Below are 17,007 nucleotides of genomic sequence, written 5' to 3'. Positions count from 1 at the left end.
CCATCGTCAGCGCTTTGTTCACACTGGTTTTCGCTCTCGCAGGCGTGCTGCTGTATCTCGCCGTGCTCACCGACGGAAGGTTCGGCTGACTCGCGTGTCCGATACCCGAACCCACTGGCGCGCCCGCTTCGGGCATGGCGTCATCCGCTCTGTGTTCTCACTGTTGGCGTTGGGCCTGGCATTCGCTCCGTTTGCCTATGCGGCGCACCGCCACATCGCCAAACTTCAAGTCACCGAGCAGTTCTCGACCGCACCGACCACGCTGACGGCAGAACAGCAGGAGCACGCATCCGCGGTCAACGCCCGCCTGCCCGGGAGAACTCCGCCGGTGATTCTGGCCTACCACGACGTCAGGCCGGTGTCGGCGACGGAGGAATATCCCGACCCCACCAAGAATCCCAACTACCACTACGTCGTCACGCCGGAGGCGTTCGACGCCCAGCTGTCCACGCTGAAAGCCGCAGGGTACTCGTCGATCACCACCGACCAGTACGTCGACTACCTGGGCGGCGGTGAGATCCCGGAACGCTCCGTCATGATCACCTTCGACGACGGCACTCACGGGTTGTGGACGCACGCCGACAAGATCCTGGAGCGCCTCGGGATGCACGGCGTGTCCTTCCTCATCACCGCCAACGTCGGCGAGAAGCGTCCCTATTACCTGTCCTGGGAGGAGATCGCCGAAATGGCGGACTCCGGCCGGTGGGATTTCGAGTCGCACACCCGCAAGATGCACGCGAAGCTGCCGATCAACGCCGAAGGCACGAAGGGTTCGGAGATCGTGAACCGGCGGTGGCTGTTCGAGCGCAACCGCCTCGAAACGCTCACCGAGTTCGAGGAGAAGATCCGCACCGACCTCCAAGGGTCGATCGACGACATCGTCGCCCACGGTCTGCCTCGCCCGAGACTGTTCGCGTTCCCGTTCTCCGAGGGCTACCGCACGCTCGAAGGTGGAGATCCCGAAGCCAACGCCGTTGCGGAGACAGTGATCAACGAGTTCTTCACGGGCTCCTTCAACAATGCGCCGCCGCTACCACTTCCGCCCGGATCGCGGGCCGCCGAAGCAGGCATGGCAGGCCGCATCGAAATCACCCTGGACACCACTGTGGCGGAGCTTCTCACCCAGGTGGAGGCTCGAACTGCCGTCACGCCGACGCAGGCGCCGCCGGCACGGAGGCCGGATCTCTGGATCCCGCTGACCGAGGCTCCGGTGGTCCCCCACGCGAACGGGGGCGTGCTGTCGCTGTCCGGGCCCGGGCTCTACCAGGAGGTGGCTTACGGGCTCGACGCCACGGCAGACTGGGCGTCCTACCGCGGGTCGGTCACGGTCACAGGATTGACCGACGGAAGACCAGCCGCTTACGTGATGACCAGGGTCGGTTCGGGCGCGGAGGCGAAAGTGCGTGTCTCAGCAGACAAAGTGCGCGTCTCGGTTGGCAGGCGCTCGGCGGACGTGGTCATCGACGGCCGCGACCTCACACCGTCTGACCGTCACACCGTCGACTTCACCGTGTCTCCCGCGGGGACCGAATTCGTCATCGACGGCTCAGTCCGTCTGTGGGCGGCAGCCAACGGCGAGCCCAGCGACTACGGCGGATTCGGGCTGATCGCGACCCGGGACAGCGAGGCGTTTCCGTGGCCGACGTTCACGGCGCTGAGTGTCACCGAAGGGGTGGACTACCCGAATGTCGATGCGGGAGTAGGCATCCCCGCGGGCTGAATGCCCGCTAGCGAACCTCGTCGACGGAGATGTCGGTGAAGCGCAGTTCGGCGTTGTCACCGCGGATGCCCACCCCGCCACCGCCCGTCAGCGGTGGGCAGCCGGTGCCGGTGTCGACGGCCGACACCGTTATCCCGTCACGGTTCGCGTCGATGGACACCGTTCCGTCCCGGTGGTCCCGGACGGTCACCGTGACCTGCTGCCACCGTCCCAGCGGGATCGCGGCGTCCCGCACGTACGGCGAAAGTGTGTGGTAGGTACCGCCATTGACGTTGCCGCCGGCGCATTTCTTCTTGATGACCATCGTGGCGTCGCGACGGTCGACACTGACCGCGTAGAGCTCTTCGGGCGACCGGTAGCGCACCCAGATGTGCGCCCCGTCGTAATCGCGGGCAGGGGTGCGGGACGTCGTGACGAGCTCTTCGACGTTGAGGCGCAACGCCACCTCGACATCGCCGAACGACCGGTCTGCCGACACCATCCGGAATACCGCGGAGCCGGTGTCCTCAGGCTCTCCGCCGGCGTCAGGAACGCCTGTCCAACCGTCCCCGTCGGACCGGAAGAGCGATCCACTGGTCATCACCCACGGCGATCCGACGGTGGCGGTGTGATGTTCCGACGCGATGAGACCGTCGGGTCCGGCGAAGCCGTCGGCGATCCCGATCGACTCGGCCGCCGGGCTGGAGCACGCGGCAAGACAGACCGCCAGGGCGGATATTCGGATGCTCTCGCGCACAGCCAAGTCTGTCAGACCGGGAAGGTCTCGATCCAGTGCCGGGCAATGTCGACGCGGCGCGCGATCCACACGTCGTCATGGGACTGCACGTGGTCGAGGAAACGTTCCAGCGCCGCGGTGCGGGCGGGGCGGCCCGCGATCCGGCAGTGCAGCCCGATCGACAGCATCTTCGGCGCCCCGGCCGCCCCCTCGGCGTAGAGCACGTCGAAGGCATCGCGCAGATGCGTGAAAAACTCGTCGCCGCTGGGGAATCCGCCGGCGATGGCGAAGCGCATGTCGTTGGTGTCGAGGGTGTAGGGCACGACGAGGTGGTCGGTGTCGGCAACCCGCGTCCAGTACGGCAGGTCGTCGGCGTAGGAGTCGGAGTCGTAGAGGAAGCCGCCGTGCTCGACAACGAGCCGCCGGGTCTGCGGCGAGTCCCGGCCGGTGTACCACCCCAGCGGGGGCGCTCCGGTGAGTTCGGTCATCAGCGCCACAGCCTCCGCGAGGTGCGCGCGCTCCACCTCGGGCTCGACGAGTTGATAACTGATCCACCGCAATCCGTGGCACGCGATCTCGTCGCCGCGCTCCCGGAACGCCGCCACCGCCTCCGGGTTGCGCGCGAGCGCCATCGCCACCCCGAAGATCGTCAGCGGGATGTCGCGCCGGTCGAACGCCCGCAGCACCCGCCACAAACCGACCCGGGAGCCGTATTCGTAGAGGGACTCCATGCTCATGTGCCGATTCGGAAAGGCTTGCGCCGCAGTGATTTCCGACAGGAAGGTCTCTGATGCGGGATCGCCGTGCAGGACGTTGTTCTCTGCGCCCTCTTCGTAGTTGAGGACGAACTGCAGGGCGATCTTCGCGCCGCCCGGCCACCGCGGGTCGGGCGGGTGGGGGCCGTAGCCCACCATGTCCCGCGGATAGTCCCCAATAGGCCCTGACGTCATCCAGGCATTCTGGCAGGACTGCCGCCGCGTTGCTCAGCCGCGGAACGCCGCGATGATGTTCTCGGCGAATTGTTCGATCGGCTTCCGGAAGCGCTCGGTGCCGGTGTCCCCGCCCGCACCCATCCACGGGGCGACCATCACCGATGTGATGCCCTCGTCTTCGGCGCGCCGGTACAGGTCGACCGACGGCGGCTCCATCAGCGCCAGCAGGATGTCGAACGGTTCATCGAGACGCCCGTATTCGCGGCGCAGTTCGGTCAGCCTGCGCGCGAAACCGACGGCTTCGTCCCACCGGTAGGCGTAGCCGACCCAGCCGTCGCACAGCAGTGCCGCGCGGCGCAGCGCTGCGTCGGATTCACCGCCGCAGAAGATGGGCACCGGCGCGGGCGGGTGGGGTTCGATCATCATCTCCGGTACCTGATAGTGCTCTCCGGTCCAAGACACCCAGCCGCCCTGCCACAGCGCCCGCAGCGCGGGGATCATCTCGTCGAGCCGCTTGCCTCGGGTACCGAAGTCCTGACCCATCAGGGCGTACTCCTCGCGCATCCAGCCCACGCCCGCAGCGAGTGTGACCCGGCCTCCGGACAGCACCGAGGCCGTCGCCACCTGTTTGGCCACCTCCAGCAGCGGTCTCGCGGGGGCGATGTAGACGGCGTTGGAGAACCGCAACCGCGTGGTCACCGCGGCCATGGCCCCGGTGAGCACCCAGGCGTCCGGCCACGACGTCTCCGGCGCCCAGGGTGGCTGTCCACTGTCGGAGTCCGGGTAGGTGGACTGCAGCTGCCGCGGATACATCATGTGGTCGGAGGTGACCATGCCGTCGAATCCGGCTTCGTCGAGCATCCGCGCCAGCGGCAGCACGTCCGTCGTGTCCAGGAATGTCGCGCCCGACCAGAACTGCACCGGATGACCCTTTCGTCAGAATCGCAAGCTGGTTGTTTCTCTATCGGAGATTGCGGGCAGCATCAATCTCATGCCCGCCGTGTTGTGGTTCCGACGAGATCTGCGACTCGCCGATCACCCCGCTCTGCTCGCCGCCGCGGAGGCCGACTCCGAGGTGCTCGCCTGCTACGTGCTCGACCCGCGCCTGAAATCGTCGGCGGGGGCGCGCCGGCTTCAATACCTCCACGACTCGCTGCGCGAGCTGCGCGACGCGCTCGACGGACGGCTGCTGGTGACTCGTGGTGACCCCGCGACCCGCATACCCGCGCTGGCCAAATCGGTGGGTGCGACGTCGGTGCATGTGTCGGGCGACTTCACCCCCTTCGGGATGAGGCGCGACGACGCGGTGCGCGACGCGCTCCCCGACGACGTCGAGTTGGTGGCGACGGGCTCGCCCTACCTGGTGTCGCCCGGCCGCGTCACGAAGGGTGACGGCACCCCCTACAAGGTGTTCACGCCGTACTACAACGCATGGCGTGATCACGGCTGGCGTAAGCCCGCGGATTCGGGGAAGAAATCGGCGCGCTGGATCGACCCCGGTGACGTGCCAGGCAAGTCCGGGATCGCCGACATTCCCGACGAGGGCGTCGAGTTGGACCGCCCTGCGGGTGAGAGGGGCGCGCTGCGGCAGTGGAAGGAATTCGTCAAGGACGGGCTGTCCGGTTACGACGACGACCGCAACCGGCCCGATCTCGACGCCACCAGCCGGATGTCGGCGCACCTGAAGTTCGGCACGATCCACCCGCGCACACTGGCCGCCGACCTGGGCAAGGGCCAGGGCGCTCAGGCCTATCTGCGCGAGCTGGCGTTCCGCGACTTCTACGCCTCCGTGGTCCAGGAGTGGCCGGACAGCACGTGGTGGAACTGGAACAAGTTGTTCGACAAGATCGAGGTCGACGACGGCAGCGACGCCGAGAAGTCGTTCGAGGCGTGGAAGGCGGGCAGGACCGGCTTCCCGATCGTCGACGCGGGCATGCGTCAGCTCGCCGAGACGGGCTTCATGCACAACCGGGTGCGGATGATCGTCGCGTCCTTCCTCGTGAAGGACCTGCACCTGCCGTGGCAGTGGGGAGCCCGCTGGTTCCTCGATCAGCTCGTCGACGGCGACATGGCCAACAATCAGCACGGCTGGCAGTGGGCGGCGGGGTGCGGGACGGACGCCGCGCCGTACTTCCGAGTGTTCAACCCGACGACGCAGGGCAAGAAGTTCGACCCCGACGGGGTGTATATAAAGCGGTGGGTGCCAGAACTACGTGACGTCAACGACGTGCACAAGGTCGACCGCGACCGTCCCGAGGGTTATCCGGAGCCGATGGTCGACCACGGGCAGGAGCGCGCCGAGGCCCTGCGGAGGTACGAAGCTATTTGAGCGTCTGGCCCGCGTCGACGGGCAGCGCGACCCCGGTGACGTAGCGGGCCGCGGGGCTGCACAGGTAGACCATGGTCTCGCTGATGTCGCGGGGTTCCATCATGGGCAGCCGCATCAGCGGCTGTTGGGCGGCGCTGAACGACGGGAATTCGCCGACCCAGTCTGCCATCTCCTGGTTGAGCACCATCGGGGTCGCGACACCGCCCGGGTGCACGGAGTTGACCCGGATGTTCTTCTCCGCCAGCGACCGTGCGAAATGCCGCATCAGGCCGACGACGCCGTGCTTGGCGGCGGTGTAGCCGGCCGCACCGTGGTTCATGGTGCCGAATTCTGTACTCACGGAAGTGAACCCGGCTGCCGAGCTGGTGATGACGACGGCACCGCCGTCAGGATTGCGCAGCAGAGCGGGCAGTGCGGCGTCGATGGTGAAGTAGACGCCGTTGAGCATCACGCCGACGGCGTCGGTGAAGGCGGCGATGTCGCGGCCCTTCTCCCCCGCGGCGGGCAGGATGCCCGCGTTGGCGAGGACGAAGTCGAGACGCCCGAACTCGGCCACCCCGCGGGCGACCACCTCGGCGAGCCGGTCGCGGTCGCGGACGTCGCCGCGTTCGGCGATGATGCGGCGGCCGGTCTTCTCGACGAGCCGCGCCGTTTCGTCGAGGTCCTCGGGTGTGGCCATCGGGTAGGCGACGGAGTCGAGTTGGTCGCACAGGTCGTAGGCGATGACGTCGGCGCCCTCTTCAGCGAACCGCACGGCGTGGGCTCGTCCCTGTCCGCGGGCGGCCCCCGTGACCAGCACGACCTTGCCCTCGAAGACACCCTCAGCTGTCATGACGGGTGAGCCTACGCCGCAGATGTCCCGGCTCTACGGCGACGCGTAGTAGAGCTGTGTCAGAATCTGTTCGGGAGTGCGGGCACAAGCCCCCACGAGCGCGACCATCGAAGACCCTGAGGAGCCAGCCGTGGCAAGCACCGAGGTGGAACGACACACCGGCGTCGACGTCGAGGACGTGCCGTCGGCGGAATGGGGCTGGTCGACGGGCAGCGTTCGGGGCTACCAGATCGGCGGCACAGTCGCCGCGCTCTTCCTGCTGGTGATGATGCACGGCAATCACGCGGGCAAGGTCGAGGACCTGTTCCTGATCGGATTCGCCGTCGTTCTGCTGGGTTTCGTCGCACGCAGCGTGTACACGACGCGCAATCGCGACACCCGCTGACGCAGCGGTCATACCGCGCGTAGCCTGCGAAACGCCGCTCCGCGCAATCGATACAACTCTTCGACCGGTTCGCCGGCGGCCTCGATGTGTGCCGCCCGCAGTGCTGACGTCTTGAACGCTGTCGCGGCCGCACTCGGCGTGTGAGGCATGAGCTCGAGGCCCTGCGTGACGTCCGTGTCCGTGGGCCGGCCGCACACCGTCACGGTGTCGCGCCCTTGCGCCGCGCGCCGGACCAGTTCCCGCTGCACACCGCCGTCGCCGACGAACAGGTCTGCGCAGATCAGGAGCGTCGCCCCCGGCGCGAGCGTCTCGATTCCTGAGGCGACGTCGTCGTCGAGCATGGCGTGGTCCGAGACTCCGAGAATGCTCAGCGGCCGGGCGTCGCAGTGCCGGCGCAGCAGCACGCCGACGTCCCAGCCTTGCCTGGCCCGGTCGCAGAGGAAGCCGCCCGCCGATTCGACGAGGGCGCCGACGGTCGAGGCGATGACCACGATGCGGTGGTGGTGCACAGGTGCACGGCCTGTGGCTCCCCCGGACGGATTGAACCGCCGCGATGCCATTCAGCGCCTCACGATCGGCACCAGGTCGGCGCCGTCGGGTGCGTACCAGAGTCCTGTGCTGACGAACACTTCAGAAGCGGACTCGGATGTCAGTTCGGCAGTCAGTTGCCCGGTCGTCCGGAGAGCGCCGGTCTTGAACGCGCGGGCGGCGGCGCTGAGGCGGTGCCGCACCGCGTCGAATCGTCCGTCGGAGCCGAACAACGCCGAGGCGCCCCAGAGGGTCACCTCGCAACGCCCCGCGTCGACGAGCCGCAGCACCGCCTGGCGGATGCCGTCGTCGTGGCGCAGGACGCGCGCGTCGATCGCGACCGCGGCCGCGTCTCTGCGGAGCACCTCGACAACGGATGGCACCACCTCGGCGTGCACGCCGAGGATCGTCAGCGCAGACACGTCGGACTCGGCCGGAATCAGGACTGTGACACGCCAGCCCGCCCGAACCCGGTCGCAGAGCCAGCCGCCCGCCGCGGTCACGACACCGTCGACATCGGCGGCGATCACGGTCAGGTCGTAGGTGCGCAGCACTTCCCCGGAGGGCCGCACCCCGGTCCCCCTGTGTCGGATCGTTTCGAGGTCGTCCACGTCAAACATCGTCATCGCGCCACCCTCCGGGCGCGTCGCGTCGCGCCCCCCACAGCGTGACACTATCGAGATGATCTGTAAAGTATCGATCAGATCTCGCGGGCCTTGCCGACGGGCCGCACCGACCGGCACCGCGACGCGAAACCGCGTTCCGGCAACAGGTTCCGGGCTTACAGCGCGGGTGCCATCGGCAGGGCCATCTCGACGGGTGTCAACTCCTCCGACAACCCCGCGGCCCGGCGAATCTCGGTGAACGACGCGACCAGAGCGTCGGTGGCCTCGTGGGGATCCTTGAGGGTGCGGTCGTCGGTCAGCACCGAGATCGACAACTGATCGACATAGCTCCAGACCGTGATGTTCATTCCGCTGCCCGCCACGATGGGGCCCACCGAATAGATCTCGTCGATCACTGCGCCTTCGAAGCAGCCGCGCTCCCTCGGGCCGGGCACGTTGGACACCGTCAGGTTCATCACCATCGCCGACTCCACCCGCCGGGCCTGCGTGCGGAAGATCCGCGGTGTCGTGGCGGGTGGTAAGTACGTCAGCCACGACGGCAGCAGCGTCGGGCCGAGAAGGTTGTGGTTCTCCTTCGCGATGGCGGTGGACGTCGCGGTGAGCTTGACGCGCTCCAACGGGTCGTCGATGTGAACGGGCAGAGACGGTGTCATATAGGTGAATTCGTTGCCGACGAGGCGTTCGGGCGACGGGTTGAAGCTGACCGGGACCCCGGCGATCAACGGTGAGTTCGCGTGCCTGTCGTAGCGCAGCTGCAACTCCCGCAGCGCCCCAGCCGCCGTCGCGAGCACGATGTCGTTGAGCGTGACACCGAGATGCTTGGCCGTCTCCTTGACGTCCGCCAGCGCCAGCGGCGCCGTGGCGAATCGCCGCCCCGGCGAGACGACGTGGTTGATGAATGTCGGCGGCGGGGCGAAGTTGCGCGCCAGGTCGGGGTTGTCGCCGCGCTCCTTGGACTTTCGTCGCACCCGCGAAACGCCCGCTGCGGTCTCGCCCACGAGTTTCGGCAGCCGCCGCAGCTGGCGCAGGTGGTCGCGGCCGGCACCCTTGAGCAGGTGACTGCGCGCCGTCGAGTCGGAAGGCACGCCGACGAGCTGCCCTCCGATCTCAGGTTCGCGAGGCTGGATCACCATCGCCAGCTGGTTGGCCGACGCGACGCCGTCTGCCAGCACGTGGTGAACTTTGTGGATGACCGCAATCTTGTTGTCCGCCAAACCATCTGCGACGTACATTTCCCACAGCGGATGGTCGCGGTCGAGCGGGGTGGCGGCTATCTCACCGATCAACTCATCGAGTTCGCGGCGCCCGCCCGGGGCGGCGACGTGGGCGCGACGGATGTGATAGTCGACGTCGATCTCGGCGTTCTGCACCCACATCGGATGGTGGAACTTCAGCGGGATGTCGACCAATTGATAGCGCAGCGGAGCGAGGGCGTGCAGCCGCGGTAGGGCGGCCCTGCGGAACCGGTCGAAGTCGAACGGACCGAGGCTCGACACGTCGAGGATCCCGATCTTGAGGGTGTGCATATGGATTTCGGGCGTCTCGCTGTACAGCATCATGACGTCGACGCCATTGAGTCGTCTCACCCGACCACCCCCCTGTCGGCACCGGCACTGTCACCGACGCGCTGATGTGCTGTACCCATTCCAGCGATTCTTGCCAACCTGCGACGACTATCGGCCGATCTGGCACCAGTTGTTAGCAGAGTCTCAGCACCCGGGGCTGCCGCCCGATGCTGTCGCCCATGACAATCTGCGAATAGTTTGTAAACTCTGTTCCGAATCACCAACTGCGCCGGCAACGGAAAGGTCGAGGGGCTAATGATTCGCACGAAAACTGTTGCCAGCAGGACGTTTCGATGAGCCTGGTGGCTGGGAGCGGGCCGTTGAGCCGCGACCGCGCTGGACAGATGTCACCGCCCGTGACCGGCGACGTGGTCTACATAGAGCCGCATCCGCGTCGGGTGCAGGCGATCCTGGACGGCCGTACCGTCATCGACACCGAGCACGGCCTGATGGTGCACCGCCGGGGAGAGCCACTGAGCTATGCGTTCGCTGCCGCGGACATCGGCGACCTCCCGAGCAAACCGGTCCCGGAGGCGCCCGACTTCGCGGTGGTGCCCTGGGGAGCCGTCGACACATGGCTCGAAGAAGGCCGGCAACTCGTGCACTACCCGCCGAATCCGTATCACCGAGTGGACTGCCGGCCCACCTCGCGTGGGCTGCGCGTGAGCACCGGAGCCACCACGCTGGTCGACACCGTCGACACCGTCATCCTGTTCGAGACCGCACTGGCGCCACGTCTCTACGTCAGCCCTGCATTGGTGCGCACCGACGCGCTCCGCCGCTCGGACACGACGAGCTACTGCAACTACAAGGGATACGCGACGTACTGGAGCGTCGTCGTCGATGGGACGATCATCGAGGACGCGGCGTGGAGCTATGACAACCCGTTGCCAGAGAGTCTGCCGATCGCGGGTCTGCTGAGTTTCGACGAGACGAAGGTGGAGGTCCTGGCGGAGCTCCCGGAATCTGCCGCGTACGAAGACTGCGGATGCCGAGTATAACCGCGTGACCTCGTACCCTACGGTTGCGTAACCGAAGGTTTGCCCTGGTTACGCTTGCGTAGGGATTTGCTGGGCCGTCACACTGGCCCGCATGGCTCAGGGTCACTACATCGCCAACGTCCGGGATCTCGCGTTCAACCTGTTCGAGGTGCTGCGCCTCGGCGAGGTGCTCGACGCCGGTGGCTACGGCGATCTCGACGCCGACACCGCGCGCACGATGCTCGACGAGGTCGCGCGACTCGCCGAAGGGCCGATCGCCGCATCGTTCGCCGACGCCGACCGCAACCCACCGGTGTTCGACCCTGCGACGCACAGCATCACCGTGTCCGACGAGATCAAGAAGACGGTGGCGGCGGTCAAAGAGGCCGAGTGGTGGCGCGTCGGCATCTCCGAGGAGATCGGCGGCGTCCCTGCCCCCGCCCCTCTCATGTGGGCACTGGGCGAGATGTTCTTCTGCGCGAACCCCGCGCTGGCCTTCTTCCACTCCCTCGGCCCGGCGATGGCGCACGCTCTGGCGGTGGAAGGCACTGAGCAACAACGTATCTGGGCTGCCAAGGGCCTGGAGCGCGGCTGGGCGGCGACGATGGTGCTGACCGAGGCCGACGCCGGCTCCGACGTCGGGGCCGGGCGCGCCAAGGCGATCGCCCAGCCGGACGGCACGTGGCACATCGAGGGCGTCAAGCGCTTCATCTCGGGCGGCGACGTCGGCGACACCGCCGAGAACATCTTCCACCTGGTGCTGGCCCGGCCGGAGGGCGCGGGCCCGGGAACCAAGGGTCTGAGCCTGTTCTACGTGCCGAAGATCCTGTTCGATCCCGAGACGTTCGAGCTCGGCGACCGCAACGGCGTCTACACCACCAACCTGGAACACAAGATGGGGTTGAAGTCCTCCCCCACCTGCGAGCTCACGTTCGGCGCGCACGGCAGGCCTGCCGTCGGGTACCTCGTCGGTGACGTCCACAAGGGCATCGCGCAGATGTTCACCGTCATCGAGCACGCCCGCATGACGATCGGTGTCAAGTCCGCGGGGACGCTGTCCACGGGGTATCTCAACGCGCTGGCCTATGCCACAGAACGCGTCCAGGGCTCCGACCTGACCCAGATGACGGACAAGACGGCGCCGCGGGTGACGATCCTGCATCACCCCGACGTGCGGCGCAGCCTGCTGACACAGAAGGCGTACGCCGAAGGGCTGCGGGCGCTGTACATGTACGCCGCCGCCCACCAGAACGCCGACGTGGCCGCGCAGACGTCGGGCGCCGACGCGTCGATGGCCCACCGTGTCGACGATCTGCTGCTGCCCATCGTCAAAGGCGTGGGTTCCGAGCGCGCCTACGAGATGCTGACCGAATCGCTGCAGACCCTCGGCGGTTCGGGGTTCCTGCAGGACTACCCGATCGAGCAGTACATCCGCGACTCGAAAATCGACTCGCTGTACGAGGGCACGACGGCGATCCAGTCACTGGACTTCTTCTTCCGCAAGGTCGTTCGCGACCGCGGCGAAGCGCTCGCCCACGTGTCGAGTCAGATCACCCGGACCATCGAGTCGTGCGATGCGCGCCTCAAACCGCAGGCGATGCTGCTGCACGCGGCGCTCGAGGACGTGCAGGCGATGACGGCCGCGGTGACCGGCTACCTGATGGCTGCCTCCGAACATCCCGAGGAGATCTACAAGGTGGGCCTGGTGTCGGTGCGCCTGCTGCTGGCTGTCGGAGATCTGCTGATCGGCTGGCGCCTGCTCGATCAGGCCCGGGTCGCGCAGGCGGCACTGGAAGCCGGACCCAGCGCCGGCGACGTCCCGTTCTACGAGGGCAAGATCGCGACCGCGGCGTTCTTCGCCGCCAACATGCTGCCGCCGCTGTCGGCGGTGCGCCGGATCGTCGAGGACGTCGATGCTGCCGATCTGATGGCGTTGCCGGAGGCGGCGTTCTAGTCCAAGCTTGGCCGTATGGCCCGCTGGTTCGCCCTGAAGCCCGCCGACGCCGGCTTCTTCACCACCGCTCCGCACGTGTTCCGGTACGTGAAGCACTTCGACGCGACCCCCGCCGAGGTATGGGAGTCACTGCAATCGGACGAGTCGCTGTCCGCGTGGGGCGGCACGGTCGGATCCCTCACGTGGACGTCCCCCCGGCCGTTCGGGGTCGGCACGACCCGGGAGGTGGGCACCGGACCGGCCCTGGTGCGTGAGCAGTTCTTCGAGTGGACGGAAGGGTCCGGGTACGCCTTCTTCGCCACCGAGGCCAACGTCCCGCTGTTCCGGCGCTTCGCCGAGGACTACCGGATCGCACCCGAGGGCACCGGAACACGATTCACCTGGTTGGTGGCCATCGAACCGGTCGGCGCGCTGACGCTGCCGTTCAAGGTCCTCGCCCCGTTGCTGAAGGCGGGTTTCGGCCGCGCGGCCACCGACGGGGAGAAGTATTTCGCGGCCCGCTAGGGTCGGCTCCTTGTGAGCGATGTCCACCAGAGCTGGATCGCGCAGCTGATGCAGTTCGAGCGCCACGACGACGTGTTCGTGACGTCGCCGCCTTCGGTGGGCCCGGTCCCGAGGTTGTTCGGCGGCCTGATCGCCGCGCAGTCGCTGGCCGCAGCGGGCGCCACCGTCGATGCGGGGAAGCTGCCGCAGTCGCTACACCTGTACTTCGTTCGAGGCGGACAGTACGGCGTCGACGTCGAATTGCACGTCAAACGCACCCGGGACGGACGGTCGTTCGACACCCGCCGCGTCACTGCGCTCCAGCAGGGGGCGGTGATCCTGGAGATGATCGCGTCGTTCCACACCGCCGAGCCCGGCGCCGACGAATACCCGAGCGCGCCGCCGTCACTGGAATTCGCCGAGGCCAAAGAGAAGTGGGTCGAGTTCGGCTATGCCTCACGGTTCGAGATCCGGACCCGGCCCGAGGACGACTCGGTGTTCGCGGTGCCGCCGTTCTGGATCCGCACCCGCGACGAGATCGAGGACGACCCCCTCATCCGCGCGTGCGCGCTGACCTTCATGTCCGACTTCGGGCCGGTACCGGTGGCACGGCCGAGCGGAACGCCGCTCGAGGAGGGCACCGCCTACGCGGCCAGCCTGGATCACTCGGTGTGGTTCCATCGCCCGTTCGCCCCGCGGGAGTGGCATCGCTACGACGTGCGTCAGCTCAATGTCGGCGACTCCCGGGGCCTGGTGCAGGGATCGGTGTACGACGCGGCGGGCACACTGGTCGCGTCGACGACGCAGGAAGCGTTGTGGCGTCTGTGACGGATTGCGTTCCGGTGGGGCCGCAGCTTCGGTAGGTTCTGCTCGTGTCGACGCTGACGAACCGCCAGATCGTGTTACGCCGCCGCCCCGACGGGCTGGTCGCGCCCGACGACACCGAGCTGGTGGAGGCGTCCGCACCCGAACCGGCCGACGGGGAGGCGCTGGTGCGCACCACATACGTCGGGATGGACGCCGCGGTGCGGACCTGGCTCGACGACCAGCCCAGCTACCTGCCGCCGGTCCAGCTCGGCGAGGTCATCCGAGCCGCCGGGATCGGAGAGATCGTCGAATCCCGTTGCGATGCTTACGCTGTCGGCGACATCGTGACCACGCTGACCGGGTTCCAGGAGTACACCATCGTCCGTGACGATCTGTTCACGACCCCGGTTCCCGGCCCCGGTGCCGAGGTCGACCAGCTGGCCGTCATGTCGATCTACGGTCCGACGGGCGCTACCGCATACTTCGGCATGGCGGGCATCGGCCAACCTCAACCGGGTGAGACAGTCGTTGTGTCGGCCGCCGCGGGCGCCACCGGTTCAGTGGCCGGGCAGATCGCCAAAATCGCCGGTGCGAGGGTGGTGGGCATCGCCGGCGGCCCGCACAAATGCCGGGCCGTGGTCGAGGATTTCGGGTTCGACGCATGCATCGACTACCGCAATGACGATGTGCCCGCCGCGCTGAAAAAGCATTGCCCCCAAGGGGTCAACGTCTACTTCGACAACGTCGGCGGTCCGATTCTCGATGCGGTGCTCGGCCGGCTGGCACACAAAGCCCGCGTGGTGCTGTGCGGTGTGATCTCGAGCTACCTGACCGGCGAGCACCCCGGACCGTCGAACTACGTCAACCTGCTCGCGAAAACCGCACGGATGCAAGGGTTCAACGCCCTCGACGAATGGGGGCGCTTCGACGAGGCCTTCGCCGCGCTGCGCGGCTGGGAGGAGCAGGGCCTCCTGACGCACCGCGAACACATCTTCGAGGGCATCGAATCCTGCGTGGACGCCCTCAATGGTTTGTTCACCGGCGCCAACATCGGCAAGACGTTGGTCAGGGTCTCGTAGCCGGCGCCGTGCGTCTCGCCGTCACAACGGCGGCGACGCACGTGGCGGCGCCGAGGAAACTCACCGTTGCGTAGAGAAGGCTGCCGGCCGGCGTACCGTCCGCGGTGACACCGTCGACGGCGCCGACGTAGTCGGGCAGCGCGGCGGCCCACAGGAATGCCAGCACCGCGAGATACAGCGCACCGAACGTGCGGACGAACGAATTCGGTTCCGCCGCTTCGGTGTTCCCCGAACGAATGTCCCACCATTGGCGCGACAGCGTGACCAGCCCGACGACGGCGATCACCGCGATCTCGATCGAGAACAGCACCGCCTGCGCCGTGATGTTCGGGTTGTCGCCACCGAAGACCGTCGTCGGGACGCTGAACACCACCAGGCCGAGCGGTGTCAGCACCCCCGCCAGGACGGTGCGCCACACGCGGCCCGACTGCCGCCCCCGCACCAGGAACAGGACCAATACCGTCACGACGCTCGGCCCGAGTGTGGCGAAGATGAACATGCTCGTCATCGGAACGGACGCGAGCATGGGGCTGTTCACAGCGTTGTCGGTGTTCCATGCCCACCAGCGAAGCTGCGGCCCGAGCTGATCGAAGACCTCGTAGAAGCAGTGGTGGACGAAGCCGACGCACAGCGCGCCGATCAGTGGGCCGCGATCGCGGAATACCCCGAGGGAACGCACCACCTCGTAGGCCAGCGTGACGACCGCGGGGTACAGCGCGACGATGTAGAGCGGCAACCGGTCGAACAGGAACTCCACGGTGAACACGTTGTGCGCGAATACGACTCCGAGCATGTCCTCGATGCCGAAGACGTTCGGGAAGTACAGCGGGATCTCGATGACGAACAGGTAGATGACGGTCGCACACCACAGCGCGAGGTTGACCGGGTCACCGTCGCGGCGCAGCCTGCGGACGGCGTGCACGAGGGCGGCGACCGCGACGGCGACCATGAGGAGCTCGATCACCGGCAGCGTCCAGTTCGACAGGCCCAGCGGATTGCGGATGTGCACGACGGGTTCTGCGCCGCGGCAACCGAAGTCGCCGAGCGCTGTCGCGAACTTGTCGAAGGTCTCGGTGCACTGGGTGGCCATCGTCTGCTATCTCCTGATCTGTTCTGACGAATACCAGCGGGTGACGTCCTCGCCCCGGTCCCACCGCGCGAACCACTCGTCGGCGAACTCCGGCAGCGGCTCGGCGGCGGGGTCGTGCATCGGCGTCTGGCTCAACAGGATCCGGACACCGGCGCGGAGCTTCTCTTTGCGGGGAACCGCGGCGAAGGCCGGCGGCTGGGCCACGGTGTTGCGGGTCAGCCTGTGCCGCAACGTCGTCCGCAGTCCGTGCAGCGGAAGGATCGTGCGGGCGTCGATCTGACGCTCCCGCTCAGGGACGTGCGCGTTGACGCCGTCGGCGATCACGGCGATCACCGTGAGCAGGTGGCGAACCACCGCAGGGACCATGTGCAGTCGGTACCAAGGCTTTCCGACGACCGCGTCGTAGATCACGAGCGCCGAACTGCGGTGCTCGACCTCCTCCACAAAGTGCCACAGGAACAGTGACGCGACCCGTTCGTCGCCCGGCCGGAACAACGCGGCCTCGTTGTCGAGCATGAGCTTGAACGTCGGGGTGAAGGTGGCCTCCAGGTCGGCGATGTAGGCGAGCCGGTACTCGAGCGACGTCGTCGCAGTCAGCTCGTCGAACTCCGCCATCGCCGCGTCGAAGGTGTGTTGCAGCCTCGGATAGTGGGCGATGAGGGCATTGACGTGTTTTCGGTGACTGGCCGAGTGCTGGGCCTCCTGCCGCAGGAACGCGGTCGCCTCGTCGGCGACGGCGGGATCGGTGATCAGCGGTATCGCTTCGGTCACCGCTGCGACGATCATCTGCTCGAAGCAGACCGCGATGATCGAGGTCGCGTTCATGAAGAACGAGAAACCCGGGTTCTGAGGATTCCACTGCCACGGAACATCGCCGGTGAAGTCGAATCGCGGGCGACGCACCTCAAGGTCCGTCATGGACACGCACCTCCGTACACATTACACACTGTTACATCAGGTGTATCTTCTGTAATGATTACCC

General features: G+C 67.2%; 17 protein-coding genes. 8 read left to right on the top strand and 9 right to left on the bottom strand.

What is annotated here, in order from left to right; translation table 11 throughout:
- Positions 1–94: 94 nt before the first annotated feature.
- Positions 95–1,720, top strand: a complete 1,626-nt coding sequence (locus tag P9A17_RS10005) for a polysaccharide deacetylase family protein (RefSeq protein ID WP_278038377.1) — start codon at positions 95–97, stop codon at positions 1,718–1,720.
- A gap of 7 nt (positions 1,721–1,727) precedes the next feature.
- Here the strand turns inward: P9A17_RS10005 and P9A17_RS10000 are convergent, their stop codons facing one another.
- The 3 genes from P9A17_RS10000 to P9A17_RS09990 are packed head-to-tail and all read right to left on the bottom strand — an operon-like array spanning position 1,728 to position 4,288.
- Entirely contained in the window at positions 1,728–2,456 is a 729-nt protein-coding gene (locus P9A17_RS10000; RefSeq protein ID WP_278038376.1) for a hypothetical protein, read from the bottom strand.
- Between the two features lie 11 nt (positions 2,457–2,467).
- On the bottom strand, positions 2,468–3,385 hold the full coding sequence (gene puuE / locus P9A17_RS09995; RefSeq protein WP_278038375.1) for an allantoinase PuuE: 918 nt from the start codon (positions 3,383–3,385) through the stop codon (positions 2,468–2,470).
- A 33-nt stretch (positions 3,386–3,418) separates the two neighbouring features.
- On the bottom strand, positions 3,419–4,288 hold the full coding sequence (locus P9A17_RS09990) for a TIGR03619 family F420-dependent LLM class oxidoreductase (protein ID WP_278038374.1): 870 nt from the start codon (positions 4,286–4,288) through the stop codon (positions 3,419–3,421).
- Positions 4,289–4,358: 70 nt separating this feature from the next.
- On the opposite strand from P9A17_RS09990, the gene P9A17_RS09985 reads away from it, so the two are divergent.
- Positions 4,359–5,696, top strand: coding sequence for a deoxyribodipyrimidine photo-lyase (locus tag P9A17_RS09985; protein ID WP_278038373.1), 1,338 nt, complete (start codon positions 4,359–4,361; stop codon positions 5,694–5,696).
- Here P9A17_RS09985 and P9A17_RS09980 read toward each other — a convergent pair.
- Entirely contained in the window at positions 5,689–6,528 is an 840-nt protein-coding gene (locus P9A17_RS09980) for a mycofactocin-coupled SDR family oxidoreductase (protein ID WP_278038372.1), read from the bottom strand. The genes P9A17_RS09985 and P9A17_RS09980 overlap by 8 nt on opposite strands.
- 130 nt (positions 6,529–6,658) lie before the next feature.
- On the opposite strand from P9A17_RS09980, the gene P9A17_RS09975 reads away from it, so the two are divergent.
- Positions 6,659–6,913, top strand: coding sequence for a DUF2631 domain-containing protein (locus P9A17_RS09975; protein ID WP_278038371.1), 255 nt, complete (start codon positions 6,659–6,661; stop codon positions 6,911–6,913).
- 8 nt (positions 6,914–6,921) lie between these two features.
- On the opposite strand, the gene P9A17_RS09970 is transcribed toward P9A17_RS09975, so the two are convergent.
- The 3 genes from P9A17_RS09970 to P9A17_RS09960 form a co-directional block, all read right to left on the bottom strand.
- Positions 6,922–7,473 (bottom strand): hypothetical protein, encoded by a 552-nt coding sequence (locus P9A17_RS09970; protein WP_278038370.1) that lies wholly within the window; start codon positions 7,471–7,473, stop codon positions 6,922–6,924.
- The gene (locus P9A17_RS09965) at positions 7,474–8,067 is read right to left on the bottom strand and encodes a hypothetical protein (protein ID WP_278038369.1); all 594 of its coding nucleotides are present in this window, start codon (positions 8,065–8,067) and stop codon (positions 7,474–7,476) included. It lies immediately after the preceding gene.
- 155 nt (positions 8,068–8,222) lie between these two features.
- Positions 8,223–9,653 carry a wax ester/triacylglycerol synthase family O-acyltransferase gene (locus P9A17_RS09960; RefSeq protein ID WP_278038368.1) on the bottom strand — a complete coding sequence of 477 codons (1,431 nt, stop codon included), beginning with the start codon at positions 9,651–9,653 and terminating at the stop codon, positions 8,223–8,225.
- 272 nt (positions 9,654–9,925) lie between these two features.
- On the opposite strand from P9A17_RS09960, the gene P9A17_RS09955 reads away from it, so the two are divergent.
- The 5 genes from P9A17_RS09955 to P9A17_RS09935 all read left to right on the top strand — a co-directional run bounded on the left by P9A17_RS09955 (position 9,926) and on the right by P9A17_RS09935 (position 14,935).
- On the top strand, positions 9,926–10,633 hold the full coding sequence (locus tag P9A17_RS09955; protein ID WP_278038367.1) for a DUF427 domain-containing protein: 708 nt from the start codon (positions 9,926–9,928) through the stop codon (positions 10,631–10,633).
- A 91-nt stretch (positions 10,634–10,724) separates the two neighbouring features.
- The gene (locus P9A17_RS09950; protein WP_278038366.1) at positions 10,725–12,566 is read left to right on the top strand and encodes an acyl-CoA dehydrogenase; all 1,842 of its coding nucleotides are present in this window, start codon (positions 10,725–10,727) and stop codon (positions 12,564–12,566) included.
- A gap of 15 nt (positions 12,567–12,581) precedes the next feature.
- On the top strand, positions 12,582–13,070 hold the full coding sequence (locus tag P9A17_RS09945; protein ID WP_278038365.1) for an SRPBCC family protein: 489 nt from the start codon (positions 12,582–12,584) through the stop codon (positions 13,068–13,070).
- 12 nt (positions 13,071–13,082) lie between these two features.
- Positions 13,083–13,877, top strand: coding sequence for an acyl-CoA thioesterase domain-containing protein (locus P9A17_RS09940; RefSeq protein WP_278038364.1), 795 nt, complete (start codon positions 13,083–13,085; stop codon positions 13,875–13,877).
- Between the two features lie 44 nt (positions 13,878–13,921).
- Positions 13,922–14,935, top strand: a complete 1,014-nt coding sequence (locus tag P9A17_RS09935; protein ID WP_278038363.1) for an NADP-dependent oxidoreductase — start codon at positions 13,922–13,924, stop codon at positions 14,933–14,935.
- Here P9A17_RS09935 and P9A17_RS09930 read toward each other — a convergent pair.
- Both P9A17_RS09930 and P9A17_RS09925 read right to left on the bottom strand, forming a co-directional pair.
- Positions 14,922–16,025, bottom strand: a complete 1,104-nt coding sequence (locus P9A17_RS09930; RefSeq protein WP_278038362.1) for a hypothetical protein — start codon at positions 16,023–16,025, stop codon at positions 14,922–14,924. The two genes, P9A17_RS09935 and P9A17_RS09930, sit on opposite strands and share 14 nt — an antisense overlap.
- A 6-nt stretch (positions 16,026–16,031) precedes the next feature.
- Positions 16,032–16,943: a metal-dependent hydrolase gene (locus P9A17_RS09925; RefSeq protein ID WP_278038361.1), complete on the bottom strand. Its 912-nt coding sequence runs from the start codon at positions 16,941–16,943 to the stop codon at positions 16,032–16,034.
- Positions 16,944–17,007: the final 64 nt, after the last annotated feature.

The organism is Mycobacterium sp. 236(2023) (assembly GCF_029623955.1).
GTDB lineage: Bacteria > Actinomycetota > Actinomycetes > Mycobacteriales > Mycobacteriaceae > Mycobacterium.
This window is presented reverse-complemented; position numbering and strand designations above follow the sequence as displayed.

Coding starts and splice junctions, on each gene's coding strand:
- puuE (WP_278038375.1), bottom strand. CDS start 3,385: ATGACGTCAGGGCCTATTGGGGACTATCCGCGGGACATGGTGGGCTAC.
- P9A17_RS09985 (WP_278038373.1), top strand. CDS start 4,359: ATGCCCGCCGTGTTGTGGTTCCGACGAGATCTGCGACTCGCCGATCAC.
- P9A17_RS09980 (WP_278038372.1), bottom strand. CDS start 6,528: ATGACAGCTGAGGGTGTCTTCGAGGGCAAGGTCGTGCTGGTCACGGGG.
- P9A17_RS09970 (WP_278038370.1), bottom strand. CDS start 7,473: ATGGCATCGCGGCGGTTCAATCCGTCCGGGGGAGCCACAGGCCGTGCA.
- P9A17_RS09965 (WP_278038369.1), bottom strand. CDS start 8,067: ATGACGATGTTTGACGTGGACGACCTCGAAACGATCCGACACAGGGGG.
- P9A17_RS09955 (WP_278038367.1), top strand. CDS start 9,926: ATGAGCCTGGTGGCTGGGAGCGGGCCGTTGAGCCGCGACCGCGCTGGA.
- P9A17_RS09950 (WP_278038366.1), top strand. CDS start 10,725: ATGGCTCAGGGTCACTACATCGCCAACGTCCGGGATCTCGCGTTCAAC.
- P9A17_RS09945 (WP_278038365.1), top strand. CDS start 12,582: ATGGCCCGCTGGTTCGCCCTGAAGCCCGCCGACGCCGGCTTCTTCACC.
- P9A17_RS09930 (WP_278038362.1), bottom strand. CDS start 16,025: ATGGCCACCCAGTGCACCGAGACCTTCGACAAGTTCGCGACAGCGCTC.
- P9A17_RS09925 (WP_278038361.1), bottom strand. CDS start 16,943: ATGACGGACCTTGAGGTGCGTCGCCCGCGATTCGACTTCACCGGCGAT.